The following is a 20,521-nucleotide window of genomic DNA, read 5'->3' as shown; positions in this document are numbered from 1 at the left end:
TTATACAGTTTTTTGACCATTCGAATAAATCAAACTTCTATGACTTTCCTTAGAAAAAATCTTTTTTGTCATTTGTTATTTTTTTTGACATAAATCCTTTCTTTTTTGACACCACATCCATTTTCTTATCTTAGTGAGATAAGGAAATAATATTTTATAACAAATTATTTTTCAACTATATATATATCATTCACCTCTTAAATGTTATTATTGAGTTTATCTTTTCACGTCTATTTTTAAACAAAAGAGAAGAATCCTTTTTATTATCTTTGTTTCATCGTTAACTAAATTTTATATTTTAATACAATAACACTAAAAACATATCTTATGATGAACAAAATCCTACTCTTTTTAGCAATTGGGTTTGCAACAGGAATGCTTTCTTGCTCACAACAGACATTGGAAAAAACAGATAGTCTTCCTCAAACCTATACGATTAGCCAAGAAAGGCTATTAGACAAAATCAAAGGTGGCTGGGCTGGACAAACGATCGGCGTAGCATACGGAGGTCCGACTGAATTCCGTTATCGAAGCGCCATGATTCAAGACTACGTCCCGATTAGCTATGCAGATGGGTGTATCAAGAACTATTTCAAGCATGCTCCCGGATTGTTTGATGACATCTATATGGATTTGACATTCGTAGAGGTCTTCGACCGTTTGGGAATAGACGCTCCAGTCGACTCTTTCGCACATGCATTTGCTCACGCAGACTATGGACTTTGGCACGCCAATCAGGCAGCACGCTACAACATTTTAAACGGCATTATGCCTCCTGCTTCCGGACATTGGCTGAATAACCCACATGCCGATGATATCGATTACCAAATCGAAGCCGATTTTGCCGGCTTAATGACACCTGGTATGCCAAATACAGCTTCCGAAATATCAGACAAAATCGGTCATATCATGAATTATGGCGATGGATGGTATGGTGGAGTCTACATTGGTGCCATGTATTCGCTTGCTTTCATTTCCGATGACATTAACATAGTAGTCCAAGAAGCCTTGAAAACCATTCCAGAAAACAGCCGCTTCCACCAGTGTATGAACGATGTAATCCAATGGCATCGACAATATCCAAACGACTGGAAACAAACATGGGCTGAATGTGAAAAAAAATGGAATCAGGATATCGGCTGTCCTGAAGGGACTTTACTTCCATACAATATTGATGCCGTCATCAATTGCGCATACGTAGTTATGGGATTGCTGTACGGAGAGGGTGATTTTTATAAAACTATGGATATCTCAACACGCTGCGGACAAGACTCCGACTGCAATCCAGCATCTGCAGCAGGCATTCTGGCCACTATACAAGGATATAGCCAGATTCCCGAATACTGGATGAAAAACTTGCGTGAAGTAGAGAACCTCAATTTTGCCTATACAGATATGTCTTTAAACCAGACCTACCAAACCTCTTTCAAACATGCATTGCAGATGATCAAACGCAACGGTGGCAGCATCAGTGGAGACAATATTACTATTGTCTGCCAGACACCTGTTCCAGTCCGTTTTGAACAAGCATTCGAAGGCATGTTCCCAATTGGCCGTCAGGAAATCCGGAAGGAACTAAGACACCTCGGCTCATTTACTTTCGAAGGGACAGGTATCGTTTTCACGGGCTACATCCGGGGAGCTAAAAACTATGTTGCTCAAGTAGAAATGTATGTTGACGGAAAAATCATTGAAAGGGCTGTTCTACCAACCGGGAAAAATCATCGTGTAGACCTGTTCTGGAAATATCAGTTGCCAGAAGGAAAACATATCGTTACATTCAAAGGGCTGAATCCCGATTCCAATGCTCAAATCCACTGTAATGACGCTCTTATCTACTCTAACAGACCGCTCCCGATTCCTCATCAATAAAGGGAACAAACTAAAACTGAGGACAGGCGGATATTAAATAAAAAAGTTATTCTGAGATTTATGCAAATAGATAAAAAATACTAAAAACAAAAAAAAATGAATGTAGACTACAATAAACACAACATTGTCAAATACTTAGCAAACAATAAAGATAAAGACATATGGAAAATGTCGGTGAGCAGTATAGGATTCCAATCCACCAAGTTTCTAGACAGCTATCCTCCAAAAGGCCATCCATTCGGATACACCTTCAATCCCGAACGAGGACGAATCTTAGACGAATTCTCCTTAATCTATATTACAAAAGGGAGAGGTACATTTCAGTCCGGCAACTGTTCCGAAAAAAAAATAACTAAAGGAGATGTTTTCCTTTTGTTTCCCAGAGAATGGCATACATACCGACCGGCAAAAGACATCGGATGGAATGAATATTTTGTAACTTTCCAAGGAGAATATTTTAATAAATTACTCAATAAGATTTTCCAACCTAATGATCCCATTATCCACATCGGCATAAACGAACAAATAGTCAAGCATTTTCTTGAAATGCTTGACTGTGCCAAGGCACAGTCACCCGGATTTCAAGCTGTCATGGCGGGAATTATGATGCATATGATCGGCGATATCTATTCGATCAACAAAAACTATGATTGTGAACCAGCTTCTCTGCAGAAGATACAGGAGGCATGCGTACTGATTCTAGAAAACATTTACGACAAATTAACACCGGAAGACATTGCCGAATCCATCAACATGAGCTATTCCAATCTCAGGAAATCATTCAAGCGATACACCGGAATCACCATCCATCAATACATTTTACAACAAAAAATTAGTAATATCAAAAAATTACTGGACAATACGGAAATGTCGGTCCAAGACATTGCAATGAAGTTAAATTTCGGGTCGGCCAACTACTTCTCGTGCTTTTTCAAGAGTAAAACAGGTATAAGCCCACTTTCCTACCGGAAAAAATTCGAAAAGTTGCAGGAAAAAGCCCCAAAGGCTCTGTATTAAAAGGGGACATTCAGTAAACAAACCATTTTATTTTAGCTCATTGACTGAATATCCCGAATTATATCATTCCCTTCATCTGTAATAACGTGAATGCGAAATATTCCGCTATACAGGTAAAGGAATGCAGGATTATTTTTCAAAAACTTTTGTTGGAGGATGCGATCTCTCCGGCAATCAATTCATATCCTTTGTCGTTTGGATGGAGACCGTCACCGATAAACAGGCTTTCGTTTATTTTGCCGTCTTGCAGCAATAGGGCTGTTCCCGGATTGGCAAATCTGTTCCCGGATTGGCAAATTCGTAACCTTCCGTTTCCACCATCTCTTTAATATCGAAGTTGATGTTCCTTACCCATTGTTCCTGATTGCGGCGGGGAAGGATGCCGATCACTTTGACGGAGGCTTCCGGTTGCCGTTGACGGATGGCGGAAAGGAGGAAGCGGAGACCTTCGACGATCTCTTTGTCGTTGTTCAGGCCACAATTATTCGTGCCGATCATCAAGACGACTTTTCCGGCCTTATAGCCATCCAGTTCGCCATGGTATATACGCCAAAGCACGTTTTCGATACGGTCCCATCCGCAGCCCAAGTTCTGGAAACCGGCAGGACGCATGACTTTTTCCCAGGTCTCCCGTCCATTTTTGTTACGGTGTTCCGGTTCGCCACCCCAATAGTGGGTGATCGAATTGCCTAAGATTACAGCTTTAGGCGGATGGTTGCGTACCTGCTCCAGGAAAGCGCGGTGACGGGAGAGCCATTCGTACATATGCGGTTCCCGGCGTTGGGTGACGGGGATGGTTGTTGTCAGGGAGCCAAGGGGAATATGCAGGATTTCCCGTACCTTTCTTTCTACGACAACCGCCTGTTGCTTCATTCCGAAGTCGGACGGGTGCACATAGTCAACCCAACCATCGGACGGTATGTTCAGGTCTTCGCGGGACAAATAATATACATCTTTAATTCCTTCGGACTGAATCTGCTCGTATGCTTTACGGGAAGCACGGTTAACCTGGGTGACTTCGTTGTATTTTATTGAATCCATATACATATTGCTATAGCCTCCGTGTTCGATCAGCAAGATGGGAGCCGAATGTTTTTCCCGAAGTTGCTTGACGGCGGCGATGGCCAAAGCCGTAACATCTTCTTCCTTCTGATTGGGCAAGTTCGGCATGCAATCCAGTATGTACAGCCGGGCATCTGTTTCGCCGATGAATTGCAGCACTTCTTTCGCCAGTTTGCCATTGCCGGAAAAGCCGAGGTTTATGAGCGGGTAATCCAGCGAACGTTGGAGGATCGTTCCCCATGCCATTGCCGGGCGGGAGGCGCAGGCCCCTTGTGCGATCGAAGTTCCGTACAGGACAATCGGCTTTTCGGGAGAAACCGGGATGAATTCCAGTTTCGCATCTTCGGGTATACCGATCTCCAGCCATTTCACTCCGTTGTATAAAGGCAGATAAAGCCGGTATTCGAAACCTTGTTTGTGGTAGCGGTCTTTGCCTATATTATTATATGTATAGGTGATCGTGTCCTTGAAAGAATAGTTGCCGAAACAAAAATGCCATTCCCCGTCGCTGTTAATGCTGTAAAGGTCGACTCCCGACACTCCGGTCGAAGGCATATGAGGCATATTCAGGCTACCGGTAACGGTGTAGCGCACTTTGATCTGCGGGGCATTGCTGTAGAAATGAATGGCGAGTCCTGCCGAATGCCGCGACAGGTTCCATACCGGTTCGCTCACCACGCCTTTTGCACGTTCGGGCAGGCGTGTGTAAGAATTTCCGATCTCTTTTGTGAATCCTTGATTTTGGATAACCGGAAAACCGGCTTCCATCGGGTTGTGCCATTTCCATTGGGCGGCAGCCGGAAGGAAAAGCAGGCAACAAAACAATAAACAAATAAGCTTTTTCATGGATATTATCTCCTTAATAACCGTATTATGATACAATATCTACAAAGATAAGACAATTTTGCAAAAGCATTTCCTGATTAATCCTGTATATTTGTCGCCAGTTAATTAAATTTGAAAACCATGAAATTAAAAGCTCTTATTGTGTTCTTCTTGATGGGGAGCATGTCACTGACGGCACAGAAAAGCTATCAGTTGCAATCGCCGGACAAAAAACTGCAAGCAGTCGTTACGGTAGGTGACGATATTCGTTTCTCATTTACACACGACGGGACTGAAGTTCTTGCCGCATCTCCCATCTCCATGACGTTGCAAAACGGAGTTGTCTTAGGGGCCGGCCCCAAAGTATCGAAAGTGCTGAAAGCCGCAGTCGATAAAGTGATCCCTTCTCCTTTCTATAAAAAGACGGAAGTACAGGATATCTATAATGAAATGACACTCTCGTTCCGGGGTAACTACGGCCTTGTTTTCCGTATGTATAATGACGGTCTGGCCTATCGTTTCACGACGAAGATGAAGAATGATATCGTCGTCGTGGATGAAGAAGCCGATTATACTTTCTCTTCCGACCATATGGCTTTTGCGCCTTACGTGAACAGCAAAAAGGCTACATTTGAGGAACAGTTCATGAACTCTTTCGAGCAGCCGTATGTACATGAACCGATCACGAAGCTGAACAGCAAGCGCCTGATGATCCTTCCGCTCCTGGTGGAACTGGACGGTGGCAAGAAACTCTGTATCACCGAGGCTGACCTGGAAGATTATCCCGGAATGTTCCTGAATAACTCGATCGACAAGCCGGTGTTGAAGCCGATATTCGCCTCTTATCCGAAAGTGAAAAAGCAAGGCGGTCACAATAATTTGCAGATGTTAGTGGAAGAACGCGAAGATTACATAGCCAAGACAAGCGGCACGCGTGCTTTCCCGTGGCGTGTGTTTATCGTCTCTGAGAATGACAAGCAGCTGGCCGATTGCGATATGGTGTATCGTCTGGCTTCTCCCTGCCGTTTGCAGGATGTTTCCTGGGTGAAACCGGGTAAGGTGGCATGGGATTGGTGGAATGACTGGAACATTTACGATGTGGATTTCCGTGCCGGTATCAACACTGAAACCTATAAATATTATATCGACTTCGCTGCCGAACATGGCATCGAATATGTGATTCTCGATGAAGGCTGGTCTGTCAATATGGCTGCGGACCTGATGCAGGTTATTCCAGAAATCGATATTCCGGAACTGGTGAATTATGGCAAATCCAAGAATGTCGGAATCATCCTCTGGGCGGGCTACCATGCATTCGACCGGGATATGGAAAAGGTGGTGAAGCATTATTCCAATATGGGTGTGAAAGGATTCAAGGTAGACTTTATGGATCGCGACGACCAGGAGATCGTCGACTTCCTCTACAGAGGAGCCGAAACTTGTGCGAAATATAAGATGATGGTCGATTATCATGGTATCTGTAAACCGACAGGTTTGCAACGTACTTATCCGAACGTGATCAACTATGAAGGCGTTCATGGTTTGGAAAATATGAAATGGGTAGCCAGTACCTACGATATGCCGCTTTACGACGTGACGATTCCTTTTGTCCGTATGGTTGCCGGTCCGATGGATTATACACAGGGCGCCATGCGCAATGCGATCCGTAAAAATTATGCTCCGATCTATACCGAACCGATGAGTCAGGGAACGCGTTGTCATCAGTTGGCTACTTATGTGATCTTCGAATCTCCGCTGAACATGTTGTGTGATAATCCTTCCAACTATAACCGGGAACCCGAATGTACGGAATTTATCGCCAATATCCCGACCGTATGGGAAAAGACGGTTGCTCTGGATGGTAAAGTGGGTGAATTTGTTGCTATTGCTCGCCTTCACGGTAATGATTGGTATGTGGGCGCTTTGACGAATTGGGATGCCCGTGAGGTGGAACTTGACTTGTCTTTCTTGGGTGATGGCAATTATAAACTGGAATTGTTCAAAGATGGCATCAATGCCGATCGTGCCGCCTGTGATTATAAAAAGGAAGTCATACCAGTTCCTGCCGATCGCAAGGTAAAGGTGAAGATGGCTCCTGGCGGTGGTTGGGCTGCCAAGATTTATAAATAAAACGTATTTCCCGTGTAGTTGTAAAACACACGGTTTCCGAATGTCTGCCGGAATAACGCGTATTTGTCTATACCCGTACAATGACAAATCCCGATCTGTTCCGGCAGATTGTTTTTCAGGTAGTCCGCTATGATACTGAATTTCTCGTCCTGGGCATTGTGGATATGAAAACCTCCGGCCAGGAGTTTGAATGTATATCCTGGAAAACAGTTGCCGATAGTCCGGAGAATATTGGTGATTCCCCGGTGGGAACAGGCACTCAATACGGAATATGTGTTTTCTGCTATCAATGCGACCACCAGTTCGTCATTGAAAATATCGGGAACAACTCCTTCGGGCGTTTGGGTGAAGAATCGTTCGAAGTGAGTATCTTCAGGATTTATAACCGGAAGGTCCGGGAATAGGAACAATCCGGGAATAAGTTCCGTCTGCCCGGTGATAAAACGGAATCGGGATAAATCCAACAGGTTGGAGTCAATGACTCCGTTCTCCCGTTTATCTTTAAACTTTCGATAAAGGGCTTCCTGTTTACAGATAACCGAAGCTTTTTTATTGACGGAAAGGAAATGCCGCAATCCTCCTGTATGATCGCTATGTCCATGTGACAGGATAAGGAAATTCACTTCCGCAATCTCGATATCCGAAAGTGTCGCATTGCGGATAAACAGATCCGATTGTCCCGTATCGAATAATATTTTATACCCGTTGTTTTCAATAAGCAATGAAAGCCCGTGTTCCGCTTGTAAGTTCCGCCTGTAGACGGCATTCTCCACGAGCGTCGTGATTTTGTAATGCATAATCTTATTCTTTTAATACCCGATTACGGGACAAAAATAAAAAATCCCCTTAACAAAAACTTGCTAAGAGGATTTTTTTGAGGTTCCTGGCGGATTCGAACCGCCGTACATGGTTTTGCAGACCACTGACTAAGCCACTCATCCAAGGAACCGAAATAAAGTCGTGAAAAATAATTTTCAATTATAAGAGGTTCCTGGCGGATTCGAACCGCCGTACACGGTTTTGCAGACCGCTGACTAAGCCACTCATCCAAGGAACCAATATGTTTTTGTAAACATTCCGGTTTTGCGAGTGCAAAGAAAGATAATATATTTGGAATATGCAAATCTTTTTCTCTCTTTTTGTTTTCGGGGAGGTTTGGAGAAGTAAGGAAAAAGAGGTTACTTTGTCATCTATTAGCATAAACAATAAGATAATGACATATATTGAAACTGAAATCCCCGGTGTGTGGATCATTGAACCGAAAGTGTTTAAAGATGCACGCGGTTACTTTATGGAGGCTTGGAAGAAGGCGGAGTTTGAAGAACATATCGGCAAAGTGGAATTTGTGCAGGATAACGAGTCTTGTTCATCAAAAGGCGTGTTGAGAGGATTGCATTACCAGTTGGCTCCTTACTCGCAGTCCAAGTTGGTACGCGTGATAAAAGGATGTGTTTTGGATGTGGCCGTCGATTTGCGTAAAGGTTCTCCGACATTCGGGAAATATGTAGCAGTCGAGTTGTCCGATGAGAATAAACGTCAATTTTTTATCCCACAGGGATTCGCCCACGGTTTTCATGTCATGAGCGAGGAAGCGGTTTTTACTTATAAAGTCGATAACCCTTATGCACCTACACATGAGCGCGGATTGCGTTTTGATGATCCGACGGTCGGGGTGGACTGGAAGATCACGGAACCGGCTATCCTCAATTTGTCGGATAAAGATAGGAATGCTGCTTTACTGCAAGACGCTGAGATAAATTTTGAGTTTTGAATTATGAATTAAAAATATAGATATGAAAACTTACTTGATTACCGGAGCGGCTGGTTTTATAGGCGGTAATTTCATTAAATACATGTTGGCGAAGTATCCCGAAATAAAGATTGTGGTTTTGGATCTGCTGACCTACGCCGGTAATCTCGGAACGATTGCCGAAGACATCGACGGGGAGCGTTGCGAGTTTGTGAAAGGTAATATCTGCGATCGTGCGTTGACGGACGAGCTCTTTGCCAAATACCAGTTCGATTATGTCGTTAATTTTGCGGCGGAAAGCCATGTGGACCGCAGTATCGAGAATCCGCAGCTTTTTCTGGTCACGAATATATTAGGTACTCAAAATCTGCTCGATTCTGCTCGTAAAGCGTGGGTGACGGGCAAAGCGGCTACCGGTTATCCTGAATGGCGTGAGGGTGTCCGTTTCCACCAAGTGTCTACCGATGAGGTGTATGGTAGCCTGGGGGCCGAAGGCTATTTCCATGAAACGACTCCATTGGACCCACGTAGTCCGTACAGTGCATCCAAGACGAGTGCCGACCTGTTTGTACAAGCTTACTCCGAAACTTATAAGATGCCGGTCAGCATCACCCGTTGTTCCAACAATTATGGTCCGTACCATTTCCCGGAAAAGCTGATACCTCTGATTATTAAAAACATTCTCGAAGGTAAATCGCTTCCTGTTTATGGTGACGGGACAAATGTACGCGACTGGCTGTACGTGGAAGACCACTGCAAGGCTATCGACTTGGTGATCCATAAGGGACGGGCAGGGGAGGTCTATAACGTAGGAGGCCATAACGAGAAGCAGAATATCGAGATCGTGAAGTTGACAATCAGTACCATTCGCCGATTGATGACGGAACAACCCGAATACCGCCGGATTCTGAAGAAAAAAGAGATCGGTGCGGACGGGCAGATTTCCATCGACTGGATCAACGACAGCCTGATTACTTTTGTAAAAGACCGTTTGGGCCATGACCAGCGTTATGCCATTGATCCGACAAAGATTACAAACGAATTGGGCTGGACACCTGAAACTTCTTTCGAAACCGGAATTGTCAAGACGATCCGTTGGTATCTGGACAACCAGAAGTGGGTGGAAGACATCACGGGAGGAGATTATATGAAATATTACGAGCGGATGTATGGGAACCGTTAAGGTTCCCATACATCCGCAGCCTTTACCAAAGCTAAGTCTTTTCCTAATTCCGGCGCAGCTTCCTCGATCTGTTTGCGTACTGCGTCGCGGATATCTTTCCGGATATTCTTGCGTGTGCTGTCCAATTCCGCTTGCTTGGCCGGCTTGAAAATATCCTTGTATTTACATTTCGTGATCTTATATTTGAAATCATCCAGGTTGCCGGTGATGTCGATTCCTAATTTGAAAGGAACGGGCGATTTGAGTACCGATAGATGGTAATTGAATGTCATGTCCAAATTATGCGTTCCGCCGACAGCCACTTTGTAACGGTCCATTTCCACCAAGAATGGGAAGACTTCGATCTTATTGTCTTTGATGGCAAGGTCTACTGAAATACTGTCTATCATATTCCGTTTCTTGTTTTTGAACATCAGTGTCTTGGATATTTCGGTAAATGTTTCTCCATCGAGCAGTACCATATTGTCCCCGTGTAGATAGCAAGACGAGTTAATGGACGGCATAATGAGAGACATGGTCGAATCCATCTTGCAAGTAGCCGTGACCTGACAATCCAAAACACCTTCGAACGAACGGAGCATCGGGACTAATGTGTCGATGGAAGGGAAGAGGGCGATCAACTTCTCCACCTTCACATCTTCCATATCGAGGTCTAAACCGGCGGTTGCCTCTTGTCCGTTCTTAGCCCGGTAGACCATTGTCAGGTTCCCATTCCCCATATTGGATTGTATATTGAGCTTGCTCAAGTTGATACTCTGATCGCGCAGGACAATCTCGCCGACCACGTTCTCTAATTCCAGATCCTTGAAATCGATACGTTTTGCATTCGTATGGAGAGCCACGTCGAGAAAGGCTGGAAGAACAAATAATTGGCTGGTCGTGTCGGTTTCTGTTTGTGCGATACTATCTTGCAGCGATTCGGTATTGAGTTGTGCGATATTTTCATCACTGAGCATTAGTAGGTCCGTGTTTTCCCCATATTGCATACCGTTGTTGACTGCCTGCATCAACTGATTGCAATCGATATAATCCGAATTTAGATTGAAATTTCCTTTCAACTTTCCTCCGCGGAGCATCGCTTTCCGGATCTGGCTGATCTCGCCGTTAAGGGTGAAATTGCTTTTGCCGAGATGCAGGCGGGCATCTGTCAGTGTGATGTCGTTTGTGTTGAACCTCATCGTCGTCGGCTCCATCCATATCGGGAGTGGGAACATGCGGCTGAAACCGCGCATTTGTTTGAAAGAGATGCTGCCCCGTGCTTCCCATTTGCGCAGGAATTGACCTTCTGTTTTGCTACTGTCGCCGACGGCAGTTTTCCCGGCCATCTTCTTTCTCTTTTCTGTCAGATGTACACGTTGTTCGTCGGTCAGTGTGTGGCGTTGCCGGTTTGCCATCTGTAGGCGTCGTGCATCACGATAGGGAAGGGTCTCGATCGTAAACGAGCTTTCCGTCAGGGAGAGTCCTGTCCGTAAAGGCATACTGATGTATTTCAGCGTGTCGATCGAAATGACAGCGGCTGCAGTCGGGGTTAGTTTGTCGGAAGTGGACGGTTTGATACCACCTTTCAGTTCGGAACGTTCGGCCACGATCCAGACGGAATCGGCCGTTCGGGTTCTCAGATGGTTGAAGGCCAATTGCCCGGTCATCGGTATGACGGCTGTTGTATCAATAACAGGCGATGTTTGAGCAAGCATTTCCAATTTACTTATGTTCGTGCTGATTTCATCTTTATATTTGATATTCAGGCTATCTATTCCCATCGTCATCCGCATCAGGTTTTGTGATTCGATGTAAAGACTTTTCTGGTGTGTCGTGTCGATTGTCAGATAGGCATCGGAAATGAAAATATCCATGCCGAGTGACTGGCTGAACGCTTTTAGCTTGTCAATATTGAGTTTTCCTGAACTGTGTATCTTCCCGAACCGGCTTTCGACAAGGTCATTCACGGTAAAAGTGGTCGATAGGTCTGCATCCATTACACCTTCCACTAACAGCGTGTCCGGATTAAGGAATTCCTGTCCCAACCGGGTGAAGTCCACTTTACCTTTCATTCCGGCCCGGACGGCCGGATTTTTGAACAGGTTGGTTACTTTGGCCTGCATATCCAATGAAGTGTTGAGCCCTTTCATCGTGAGTTGTTCGAGCGAGACGAAAGAAGAATCCGGAAAAGGTCCGTTCAGATGGATATCTAGGTCCATTTCCAGTGTGTCGATACCTTGTTTGATGTCCTTTATGTGATAGGAGCCGTTTTCTATTTTGCAACACAGGTTCGCATTTGGTACGATACTGTCCCCTAAGAAACCGTGAATGCTTCCTTCCATAAGGATTGAACCTTCCGCTTGTATCTTATCGCGATTCTGGAAATAGGCATCGGGAATGAATTTCAGCAGATCGTTCATATCCGAGATTTTCAATCCCATATCCATATCGATACGGGTGTGTCGGTTTTCCGGAAAGTGGCGTATAGTGCCATCGGCGGTGAAAGGCAGATTGTTCACCTTCAATTCCGCATCTTTCAAGGTAATCGAGTTGTAGTGTTCGGCGAGCACTAACCTGCTTTTGAGACGAAGTGACAAGTCGTTTTTCAATGTATAAGTTGGGTTACTGAATAAAAGGGATGAACAGCCCATTTCCAAATCGAGTGTATTGGCTCCTCCAGCCAATGAACCGTCAAGGCGTACGAAGAAGCCCTGCATTTCGGTAAAAAGGTCAGCTTGGCGGTCGTCATACGTGAAATGTCCTCCGTAGATGCGTACCTTTTGCAGGTCGATAGGCGGCAGGGGCTTTTTGCCTGCATCGGTCTCTGTCGAATCCGTCTCACTTTCGTAAATATCCCAGTTCGCACGTCCGTTTTTATTGACGAATCCATAGAAACGCGGGTTCTCGATGGAAAAGTCTTTGATGGTGATCTTACTACCAAAAAGGTAATCGAGTGGTTGCAAAGACAGGGTTGCCCGGTTGAAAGCAAGCAGCGAATCGGAAGGAATTGCCAGTTCTTCTTCATGGGCGGTCGAATCTTCGGCTGCGTGCGAGATCAGGTGGCCGTTCGTCAGCTTCACGCCTAAATAAGGATAGGTTTCGAAATAGGTCAGTTCCACCCGTTCGCAATCCAAATGTGCATCGATGAACTTATTTGCCTGCTCGATAACCAGTGGCGTCAGTTTCTCTGGCGGCAATACTCCCCAGTTCAGAATGCTGAACCCGATAGCCGGGAGTATGAATATCAGGGTTATAGTCGCCAGAACGATGATCGTCAGTATTTTCTTTTTCCTTTTCATATTTATCTTATGTATGCTTCTGTCAAGAATTATAATATACAAAAGTATGAAAAAGCCGGAGATGACGAAGGTGATCTGTTGCCTTTTTTGAATAATCCGTTTAGTGCTCATTCCGTTTTGCCATTTGAAGATTGGGTCGTGGTTTAAAAAAAGATAGACAAAGTAAGATTAGGATCGCATGGCGAGCCCCCTTATTGTCAAAAACGATCTGAAATTGCAAAATCTGAGTTAAAATAAACGGTTTGCAGAGGTCTGTTTTCTGTTTAAAAGGTGGTTAGGAAAAGACTGTTCCCGTGAGGTGCGCAGTTTTTTCCCGCGAAGACGGTCTTCGTTGCCATGACGACCGTCTTTGTATAAGGGGAAGTCGGCATCCTGGGGCGATGAAGTCCGTTTTTACGGCGATGAAGACGGTCGTCACGGAAACGGGGTGCCGGAATCCTTGAAAATACCCTCGGATTTCTTTCCATATTCCTTGACTCTCCCTTTTGTTTCCCCGGATATCCGATTCTCCGGGAGTTTAGCTTTGTCAGAATGTCGGGAATTCCGGTAAAAAGATTGACAAACAGCCGGCTTTTTTTATTTTCCAAGTGGACGGTTTTCATATATGCCACGAAAAGTGCCGTTTTGGTGTGTAAAGGTCAATCTGAAAGCGTTCAGCTTTTCGATTGAAATAGAAAAACAGGGGGATATTGTAAAATTTATCCTTGTGAAATAATAATTGACTTTATTTGAGTTCGTGCCTAAACAATGCAGATGTGCATTTTGGACAAATATCGTTTTGCTATATGTATTACGGTAAAGCTGTATATTTGTTGTGTTAAAAAATATTACCCGCAATACTATTCTAAAAACATGGGATAGAAATCCGATTTTGATGGGGTAGTAGTGATATTTTGATTATCTTTGCAATTGTCATGAAACATTTGCCTGATTGAGTAGTATGGAGCCCTAAACTAATAAAAAATATAAATGAACATGTCGTAGATGACCTTAATAGCAGATTGTCTTCTAAATCAGAGTTTCTCCGAAGTTAAGTATGGCAAGATTGACAGTTATGACACGTTAATGAGTTTGGTAAAGTAAAAAGTAATATATTTATGGATTTTCGTCTGAAAGTATTTCACAGCGTAGCCACGAATTTGAGCTTTACGAAGGCTTCAAAAGAGTTGTTTATCAGTCAGCCAGCCATCAGCAAGCATATTCATGAATTGGAGGTGCAATATAAAACACCGTTGTTCGATCGGGTGGGAAGCCATATCGGACTGACCCATGCGGGTGAATTGTTGTTGTCGCATACGAAACAGCTGTTGGCTGCATACCGGCAGATGGATTTCGAGATGAACCTGTTGACGGATAATTTTGCCGGGGAACTGCGGTTGGGGGCAAGTACGACGATTTCCCAATATGTGCTGCCGCCTGTCCTCGCCTCTTTTATCAAGAAGTTCCCGGAGATAAAAGTCTCTTTGCTGAACGGGAATAGCCGCGATATCGAACAGGTCTTGCGGGAGGGAAAGATCACCCTCGGCCTGGTCGAAGGAACGGCGCACCAGGGCACGCTTCACTATACCCCTTTTATGAGAGACGAACTGGTCGTCGTGGCGCATACGGGCAGTTCATTGGCGGCCTATGACGAGATTTCGATCGAACAGCTCCGTACGCTGCCTCTTGTCCTGCGCGAAAACGGTTCGGGAACGCTGGATGTGGTGGAAGCTGCCCTGGCGGAACATCAGGTGAAACTTTCGCAACTGAATGTGGTGTTGCAGATGGGGAGTACGGAAAGTATTAAGTTGTTTTTGGAGAACTCCGAGGTGTTGGGAATTGTTTCTATCCGTGCCGTGACCCGCGAATTGATGTCCGGCAGGCTGAAGGTGATCGAAGTGGAGGGGTTCCGCGCCGAACGGATGTTTACCTTTGCCGAGCCGCAGGGACAGAACGGGGGAGTGGAAGAAAGCTTCATCCGATATGCCTGCCAAAACTGGCGATAACCTGATGTTATACTCTATAAAAACATATTAGGAAAGGATAGAGGAAAAAAGCCTTACTTTTGCCACGGTTTTAAAAAATAATGGATTTTAAACTTGATTGAATATGTTTAGCGAAAAAAGGAGTAACGTACTTCATGGCATTCTGTTGATCGCCCTTTTCTCTTGTTCTGCTTTTTACATAGCAGAGTTTCCCTTTGTCAAAAATCTATCCTTCAGTCCTCTGATCGTCGGTATCCTGTTGGGAATGGTATATGCGAACAGTTTGCGCAACCATCTGCCTGAGACATGGGTGCCCGGTATTTTGTTTTGTACGAAGCAGGTACTGCGTGCCGGTATCGTGTTGTATGGTTTCAGGCTGACATTCCAGAGCGTGGCCGAGATCGGGCTTCCGGCCATCCTGATCGATGCGATTATAGTGGCGGCTACCATATTCATAGGTTTGTTTGTCGGGCGTTTGCTGAAAATGGATAAAGATCTCGCTTTGCTGACATCCACCGGTAGCGCGATCTGTGGGGCTGCTGCCGTATTGGGAGCCGAGCCGGTCGTGAAAAGCGAGCCGCATAAAACAGCGGTGGCCGTTTCGACAGTCGTTATTTTCGGCACTTTGTCGATGTTTATCTATCCGGCCATGTACCGTGCAGGCATATTGGACCTGACATCTGAACAAATGGGGCTTTATACCGGATCGACCTTGCACGAGGTGGCGCATGTCGTAGGTGCAGGTAATGTTATGGGAAAGGAAATTTCGGATACGGCTATTATCGTGAAAATGATTCGCGTTATGATGCTGGCTCCCGTCTTGGTGATGATGAGTTTTGCTTTGGCGCGTACCGCCGTGAAAGCCGTATCTGATAGCGTAAAGGAAACAGCAGCCGTTACAGCAAAACGGGGTAAGATCACAATCCCGTGGTTTGCTTTCGGTTTCCTGGCTGTGATTGGTTTTAATTCTTTTGATCTGTTGCCTCATACAGTTGTGGACGGGATCAATAATATAGATACATTTATGTTGACGATGGCCATGACGGCATTGGGTACGGAAACTAGTATCGAGAAGTTTAAGAAAGCCGGAGCGAAACCTTTCATCTTGGCGGCAGTATTGTATATCTGGTTGTTAGGTGGTGGCTATTTGTTGGCGAAGTATTTGGTTTAACATAAATTGCTTGATGCTGTGGTGAGGGAGTGTCTTAATAAATTATTACCTTTGTGCCCAAAACAAGAAAAATAGAGAAAAGTGGTTTCAAAGGTAACAAAAGGTATTATAATTTCGTTCTGGCTGCTGTTTGCGATAGCGGTAGGTGCTGTAGTTTTATTGTTTTCAGCAATAGCCAAAGGCTCGATAGGCTATATGCCACCGGTCGAACAGCTTGAAAACCCGATTGATAAATATGCTTCACAGGTCGTGTCTGCTGATGGGAAAACACTCGGTATCTATGCGCATAGCCAGGATAACCGTATCATGGTCAATTATAACGATCTATCTCCCGATTTGGTGAAGGCGTTGATCGCAACGGAAGATGTCCGTTTTGCCGAACATAGCGGTATCGATGCGCAGGGACTGTTTCGTGCAGTTGTTAAGAGAGGCATTTTGATGCAGAAAAGTGGTGGTGGTGGTAGTACCATTACGCAACAATTGGCAAAGCAATTGTTTTCTCCAAGTGTTGACAATGTGATGGAACGTTTGTTCCAGAAACCGATCGAGTGGGTGATTGCCGTCCAGCTTGAACGTTATTATACGAAGGAAGAGATCATTAATATGTACCTGAATAAGTTTGACTTTCTTTATAATGCCGTGGGAATCCAGTCTGCTGCCCGTGTTTATTTCGGAAAGACGCCCAAGATGTTGAAGATCGAGGAAGCGGCGACACTTGTCGGAATGTGTAAGAATCCCTCTTATTTTAATCCCAGGCGCCATAACGAGCGGACACGCGGACGGCGTAACACGGTTTTGGAACAAATGCAGAAAGCCGGCTATATAACGCAGGCGGAATGTGACTCGCTGAAGGCTTTGCCGCTCACACTTCATTTTAGCCGTATGGATCATAAGGAAGGGTTGGCTCCTTATTTCCGCGAATATCTGCGCTTATTTTTGACGGCGAAGAAACCTGAGCGTAAAAACTATCGGGGATGGCAGATGCAGCAGTTCAAGGAAGACTCGGTTGCCTGGGAAACGAATCCTGCATACGGTTGGTGTAACAAGAACAAAAAGGCTGATGGAGAATTCTATAATTTGTATACGGATGGTTTAAAAATATATACGACCATTGATTCCCGTATGCAGAAATATGCTGAGGATGCCGTCCGTGAGCATATCGGAGGTTATCTTCAACCTGCATTTTTTAAAGAGAAGAGAGGAAAAAGTTATGCTCCGTTCTCCCGTGATTTACGTCAAGGCGAGGTTGATACGATCTTTATGCATGCTATGCACCAGACAGATCGGTACCGTGCCATGAAGAAGGCGGGAGCGAGTGAGAAAGAGATAAAGGCTGCCTTTAACGAACCGGTCGAGATGCGTGTGTTCAGTTGGGGAGGTGCTATAGACACGACGATGTCTCCGTTGGATTCGATCCGCTATCATAAGAGTTTCCTGCGTACCGGCTTCATGTCGATGGATCCGCGCACCGGTCATGTGAAAGCCTATGTGGGTGGTATCGATTATAATGATTTCCAGTATGATATGGTGAATGGAGGCCGTCGCCAGATCGGTTCCACTATTAAACCTTACCTCTATTCCCTTGCAATGATTGAAGGTATCAGTCCGTGTGACGAGATGTTGCACGTGCAACAACGCCTGACCGATGAGAACGGACGGCTTTGGGAACCCCGTAACTCGAATAAGAAACGGATCGGTGAGATGGTTTCTGTACAGTGGGGATTGCAGAATTCCGACAACTGGGTGACGGCTTGGTTGATGAGCCAATTGTCTCCCTATACGTTTGTTCGTCTGCTGCATTCGTTCGGATTAAAGAACGAAATGGATCCAGTAGTTTCGATTTGTTTGGGGACTCCAGATGTCTCGGTTGGTGAGATGGTAAGCGGTTATACGACTTTTGCCAACAAAGGCATACGAGTCGAACCTTTGTATGTGACCCGAATAGAGGATCCTTACGGCAATACGATTGCGAATTTCAATTCGCAGATGAGTGAAGTATTGACGGAAGATGCTTCTTATAAGATGCTCCACATGTTGAAAAATGTGATAGACGGTGGTACTGGTGGTCGTATTCGTGCCCGTTATGGCATCAAAGCGCCGATGGGAGGAAAGACCGGTACGACTCAGAATAACTCCGACGGTTGGTTTATGGGTTTTACGCCGAGCTTGGTATCCGGTGTCTGGGTCGGCGGTGAAGATCGTTCTATCCATTTCGACCGGATGTCGGAAGGACAGGGAGCTAGTATGGCTCTGCCAATCTATGGACTTTACATGCAGAAAGTTTATGCCGACAAAACGTTGGGCTATTCGCAGGAAGAGGATTTCGACATTCCCGAACAGTATCAGAATCCTTGTAAAATGGCCACCGAAGAGGAACGAAAACAGACACCGGCAGATGTGGGTGGCATTGATAAGATGTTTGAATAAGAAACAGGCTTGCTTTTAAGTGCAATAAAAAATGCGTGGTTATGGAATTTTCATTTTATGGCCATGCATTTTTTTATTATATCCGTGTGTTTCTTTTTCATGACGGTGGAACCATAATCGGAATTTATTTGTTAGATTTGTATGTGTTAACTTTTCATGATATGGGATATGGAACGGGGAAAAGATAAAACATGGTAGACCGTCCGGTTGAAAGACTTTAACCGGGTAGTTTCCCATTATATTAAAATAATCTAATGAGACGAAAGATATGAATTTCAGAAATAAATATGTGCTGGCTATCGACCAGGGCACGACCTCTTCGAGAGCCATCCTTTTCAGCCATCAGGGCAATATCATCACACTAGCGCAGAAAACATTCCAGCAGTATTTCCCTAAGCCTGGCTGGGTGGAACATGACCCGAACGAGATTTGGTACACACAATCGTCTGCCATCAAGGAGGCTATGGCTAAAGCGGATGTGACGGATATGCATATTGCCTGTATCGGTATTGCCAACCAGCGTGAAACGACGATAATATGGGACCGGGAGACCGGCTTCCCTGTCTATAACGCCATTGTTTGGCAGGACAGACGTACGGCAGACTATTGCGAAGAATTGAAAACAAAGGGGTATGCCTCTCTGATCCAGCAGAAGACCGGATTGGTGATCGATGCTTATTTTTCTGCTACGAAGATACGTTGGATTCTTGATCATGTGAAGGGTGTCCGGGAACGTGCCGAGCGTGGGGAGCTTTGTTTCGGTACGGTCGATTCCTGGTTGGTTTGGAAACTGACCCGCGGAACCGAATTTATTACGGATATTACGAATGCCTCCCGTACGATGTTGTTCAATATTCATACGCAGGAATGGGATAAGGAACTGCTTGACCTTTTCCAAATTCCGGCATCCATGATGCCGGAAGTGAAAAGTAGTAGCGAAGTGTATTGCGAGACTTCCACCCCGATATTTAAGACCGGTATCCCGGTTTCGGGAATGGCCGGTGATCAGCAAGCCGCCCTGTTCGGACAATTGTGTACGGATATCGGTATGATTAAAACGACTTACGGAACAGGATGCTTTATGATTCTGAATACTGGAAGCAAGCCTGTTTTATCTAAAAATAATTTGTTGACGACTATTGCCTGGAAACTGGATGGGAAAGTGACGTATGCGTTGGAAGGAAGTGTTTTTGTCGGTGGTGCGGTCGTTCAATGGTTGCGTGACGAGTTAGGATTGATACAGAGTGCCGCTATCACGGAGCAGCTGGCCAATTCCGTGCCGGATAACGGAGGTGTCTATTTTGTTCCGGCGCTGACCGGGTTGGGAGCTCCTTACTGGGACCAGTATGCCCGTGGAGTCATCATCGGAATCACGCGCGGAACAAGTACAGCCCATCTGACCCGTGCCGCCTTGGAAGGTATTTGCTATCAGGTCTACGATGTCTTGATGGCTATGGAAAACGATATACATGCCAAGCCGAAAGAGATCCGTGTGGATGGTGGAGCGATTGCTAATAACTTCCTGATGCAATTCCAGGCGGATATCTGTCGTTGTCCGGTGGTTCGTCCTCGTGTCCTTGAAACAACGGCTTTGGGTGCCGCCTATCTGGCAGGGTTGGCGATCGGTTACTGGAAAGATGTGGATGAACTGAAAGAACAGTGGTCCTTGGATAATATCTTTAGTGCTGAAATGCATGAAGAAACGGCCGAGACTTTGCTTACCGAATGGCATAAAGCGGTCGGTAGGAGCTTGAATTGGGCTGCGGATTAGTTGTATGAATAATCTATAATATATACCATGAATTTACGAAATAAAGTCTCTTTTTTTCTACTCTCTTTTGT

The 20,521-nt window shown here is 45.1% G+C and carries 12 protein-coding genes, 2 tRNA genes and 1 pseudogene; 9 read left to right on the top strand and 6 right to left on the bottom strand.

What is annotated here, in order from left to right:
* Positions 1-330 precede the first annotated feature (330 nt).
* The gene (locus BHV83_RS20585; RefSeq protein ID WP_502687976.1) at positions 331-1,872 is read left to right on the top strand and encodes an ADP-ribosylglycohydrolase family protein; all 1,542 of its coding nucleotides are present in this window, start codon (positions 331-333) and stop codon (positions 1,870-1,872) included.
* Between the two features lie 96 nt (positions 1,873-1,968).
* Entirely contained in the window at positions 1,969-2,889 is a 921-nt protein-coding gene (locus BHV83_RS20580) for an AraC family transcriptional regulator (protein ID WP_122116607.1), read from the top strand.
* A gap of 136 nt (positions 2,890-3,025) precedes the next feature.
* Here BHV83_RS20580 and BHV83_RS20575 read toward each other — a convergent pair.
* A pseudogene (locus tag BHV83_RS20575) lies at positions 3,026-4,797 on the bottom strand (SGNH/GDSL hydrolase family protein).
* Positions 4,798-4,917: 120 nt separating this feature from the next.
* On the opposite strand from BHV83_RS20575, the gene BHV83_RS20570 reads away from it, so the two are divergent.
* Positions 4,918-6,906 carry a retaining alpha-galactosidase gene (locus BHV83_RS20570; RefSeq protein ID WP_119215964.1) on the top strand — a complete coding sequence of 663 codons (1,989 nt, stop codon included), beginning with the start codon at positions 4,918-4,920 and terminating at the stop codon, positions 6,904-6,906.
* Here BHV83_RS20570 and BHV83_RS20565 read toward each other — a convergent pair.
* The 3 genes from BHV83_RS20565 to BHV83_RS20555 all read right to left on the bottom strand — a co-directional run bounded on the left by BHV83_RS20565 (position 6,897) and on the right by BHV83_RS20555 (position 7,963).
* Positions 6,897-7,703 carry an MBL fold metallo-hydrolase gene (locus BHV83_RS20565; RefSeq protein ID WP_119215965.1) on the bottom strand — a complete coding sequence of 269 codons (807 nt, stop codon included), beginning with the start codon at positions 7,701-7,703 and terminating at the stop codon, positions 6,897-6,899. The two genes, BHV83_RS20570 and BHV83_RS20565, sit on opposite strands and share 10 nt — an antisense overlap.
* A gap of 80 nt (positions 7,704-7,783) precedes the next feature.
* Positions 7,784-7,855 (bottom strand) — tRNA-Cys (locus BHV83_RS20560).
* A gap of 36 nt (positions 7,856-7,891) precedes the next feature.
* Positions 7,892-7,963: transfer RNA gene (locus BHV83_RS20555), tRNA-Cys, on the bottom strand.
* A gap of 156 nt (positions 7,964-8,119) precedes the next feature.
* Here BHV83_RS20555 and rfbC point away from each other — a divergent pair.
* Together rfbC and rfbB are read left to right on the top strand one after the other, a co-directional pair.
* Positions 8,120-8,677, top strand: coding sequence for a dTDP-4-dehydrorhamnose 3,5-epimerase (rfbC, locus tag BHV83_RS20550; protein ID WP_036723469.1), 558 nt, complete (start codon positions 8,120-8,122; stop codon positions 8,675-8,677).
* 22 nt (positions 8,678-8,699) lie between these two features.
* Positions 8,700-9,839: a dTDP-glucose 4,6-dehydratase gene (gene rfbB, locus BHV83_RS20545; RefSeq protein WP_119215966.1), complete on the top strand. Its 1,140-nt coding sequence runs from the start codon at positions 8,700-8,702 to the stop codon at positions 9,837-9,839.
* On the opposite strand, the gene BHV83_RS20540 is transcribed toward rfbB, so the two are convergent.
* Together BHV83_RS20540 and BHV83_RS20535 are read right to left on the bottom strand one after the other, a co-directional pair.
* A complete protein-coding gene (locus BHV83_RS20540) occupies positions 9,836-13,117 on the bottom strand; it encodes an AsmA-like C-terminal region-containing protein (RefSeq protein WP_122205825.1) in 3,282 nt (1,093 codons plus the stop codon). The two genes, rfbB and BHV83_RS20540, sit on opposite strands and share 4 nt — an antisense overlap.
* Positions 13,118-13,380: 263 nt before the next feature.
* Positions 13,381-13,728, bottom strand: a complete 348-nt coding sequence (locus BHV83_RS20535) for a hypothetical protein (RefSeq protein ID WP_147379841.1) — start codon at positions 13,726-13,728, stop codon at positions 13,381-13,383.
* A gap of 486 nt (positions 13,729-14,214) precedes the next feature.
* Here BHV83_RS20535 and BHV83_RS20530 point away from each other — a divergent pair, with 486 nt between their 5' ends.
* The 4 genes from BHV83_RS20530 (at position 14,215) to glpK (ending at position 20,450) form a co-directional block, all read left to right on the top strand.
* A complete protein-coding gene (locus BHV83_RS20530; protein WP_286757993.1) occupies positions 14,215-15,102 on the top strand; it encodes a LysR family transcriptional regulator in 888 nt (295 codons plus the stop codon).
* A 103-nt stretch (positions 15,103-15,205) separates the two neighbouring features.
* The gene (locus tag BHV83_RS20525) at positions 15,206-16,252 is read left to right on the top strand and encodes a YeiH family protein (protein ID WP_122116569.1); all 1,047 of its coding nucleotides are present in this window, start codon (positions 15,206-15,208) and stop codon (positions 16,250-16,252) included.
* Positions 16,253-16,333: 81 nt separating this feature from the next.
* The gene (locus BHV83_RS20520; RefSeq protein ID WP_122205822.1) at positions 16,334-18,679 is read left to right on the top strand and encodes a transglycosylase domain-containing protein; all 2,346 of its coding nucleotides are present in this window, start codon (positions 16,334-16,336) and stop codon (positions 18,677-18,679) included.
* Between the two features lie 268 nt (positions 18,680-18,947).
* Positions 18,948-20,450 (top strand): glycerol kinase GlpK, encoded by a 1,503-nt coding sequence (gene glpK / locus BHV83_RS20515; RefSeq protein ID WP_005635115.1) that lies wholly within the window; start codon positions 18,948-18,950, stop codon positions 20,448-20,450.
* Positions 20,451-20,521 lie beyond the last annotated feature (71 nt).

The sequence above is a fragment of the Parabacteroides sp. merdae-related_45_40 genome (assembly GCF_001915675.1).
Note: the sequence above shows the minus strand (reverse complement) of the source record. Positions and strands in the feature narration are given on the sequence as shown.

Excerpts from the sequence above, each read along its gene's own strand:
- BHV83_RS20585 (WP_502687976.1), top strand. The coding sequence starts at position 331 with ATGAACAAAATCCTACTCTTTTTAGCAATTGGGTTTGCAACAGGAATG.
- BHV83_RS20580 (WP_122116607.1), top strand. The coding sequence starts at position 1,969 with ATGAATGTAGACTACAATAAACACAACATTGTCAAATACTTAGCAAAC.
- BHV83_RS20570 (WP_119215964.1), top strand. The coding sequence starts at position 4,918 with ATGAAATTAAAAGCTCTTATTGTGTTCTTCTTGATGGGGAGCATGTCA.
- BHV83_RS20565 (WP_119215965.1), bottom strand. The coding sequence starts at position 7,703 with ATGCATTACAAAATCACGACGCTCGTGGAGAATGCCGTCTACAGGCGG.
- rfbC (WP_036723469.1), top strand. The coding sequence starts at position 8,120 with ATGACATATATTGAAACTGAAATCCCCGGTGTGTGGATCATTGAACCG.
- rfbB (WP_119215966.1), top strand. The coding sequence starts at position 8,700 with ATGAAAACTTACTTGATTACCGGAGCGGCTGGTTTTATAGGCGGTAAT.
- BHV83_RS20540 (WP_122205825.1), bottom strand. The coding sequence starts at position 13,117 with ATGAAAAGGAAAAAGAAAATACTGACGATCATCGTTCTGGCGACTATA.
- BHV83_RS20530 (WP_286757993.1), top strand. The coding sequence starts at position 14,215 with ATGGATTTTCGTCTGAAAGTATTTCACAGCGTAGCCACGAATTTGAGC.
- BHV83_RS20525 (WP_122116569.1), top strand. The coding sequence starts at position 15,206 with ATGTTTAGCGAAAAAAGGAGTAACGTACTTCATGGCATTCTGTTGATC.
- glpK (WP_005635115.1), top strand. The coding sequence starts at position 18,948 with ATGAATTTCAGAAATAAATATGTGCTGGCTATCGACCAGGGCACGACC.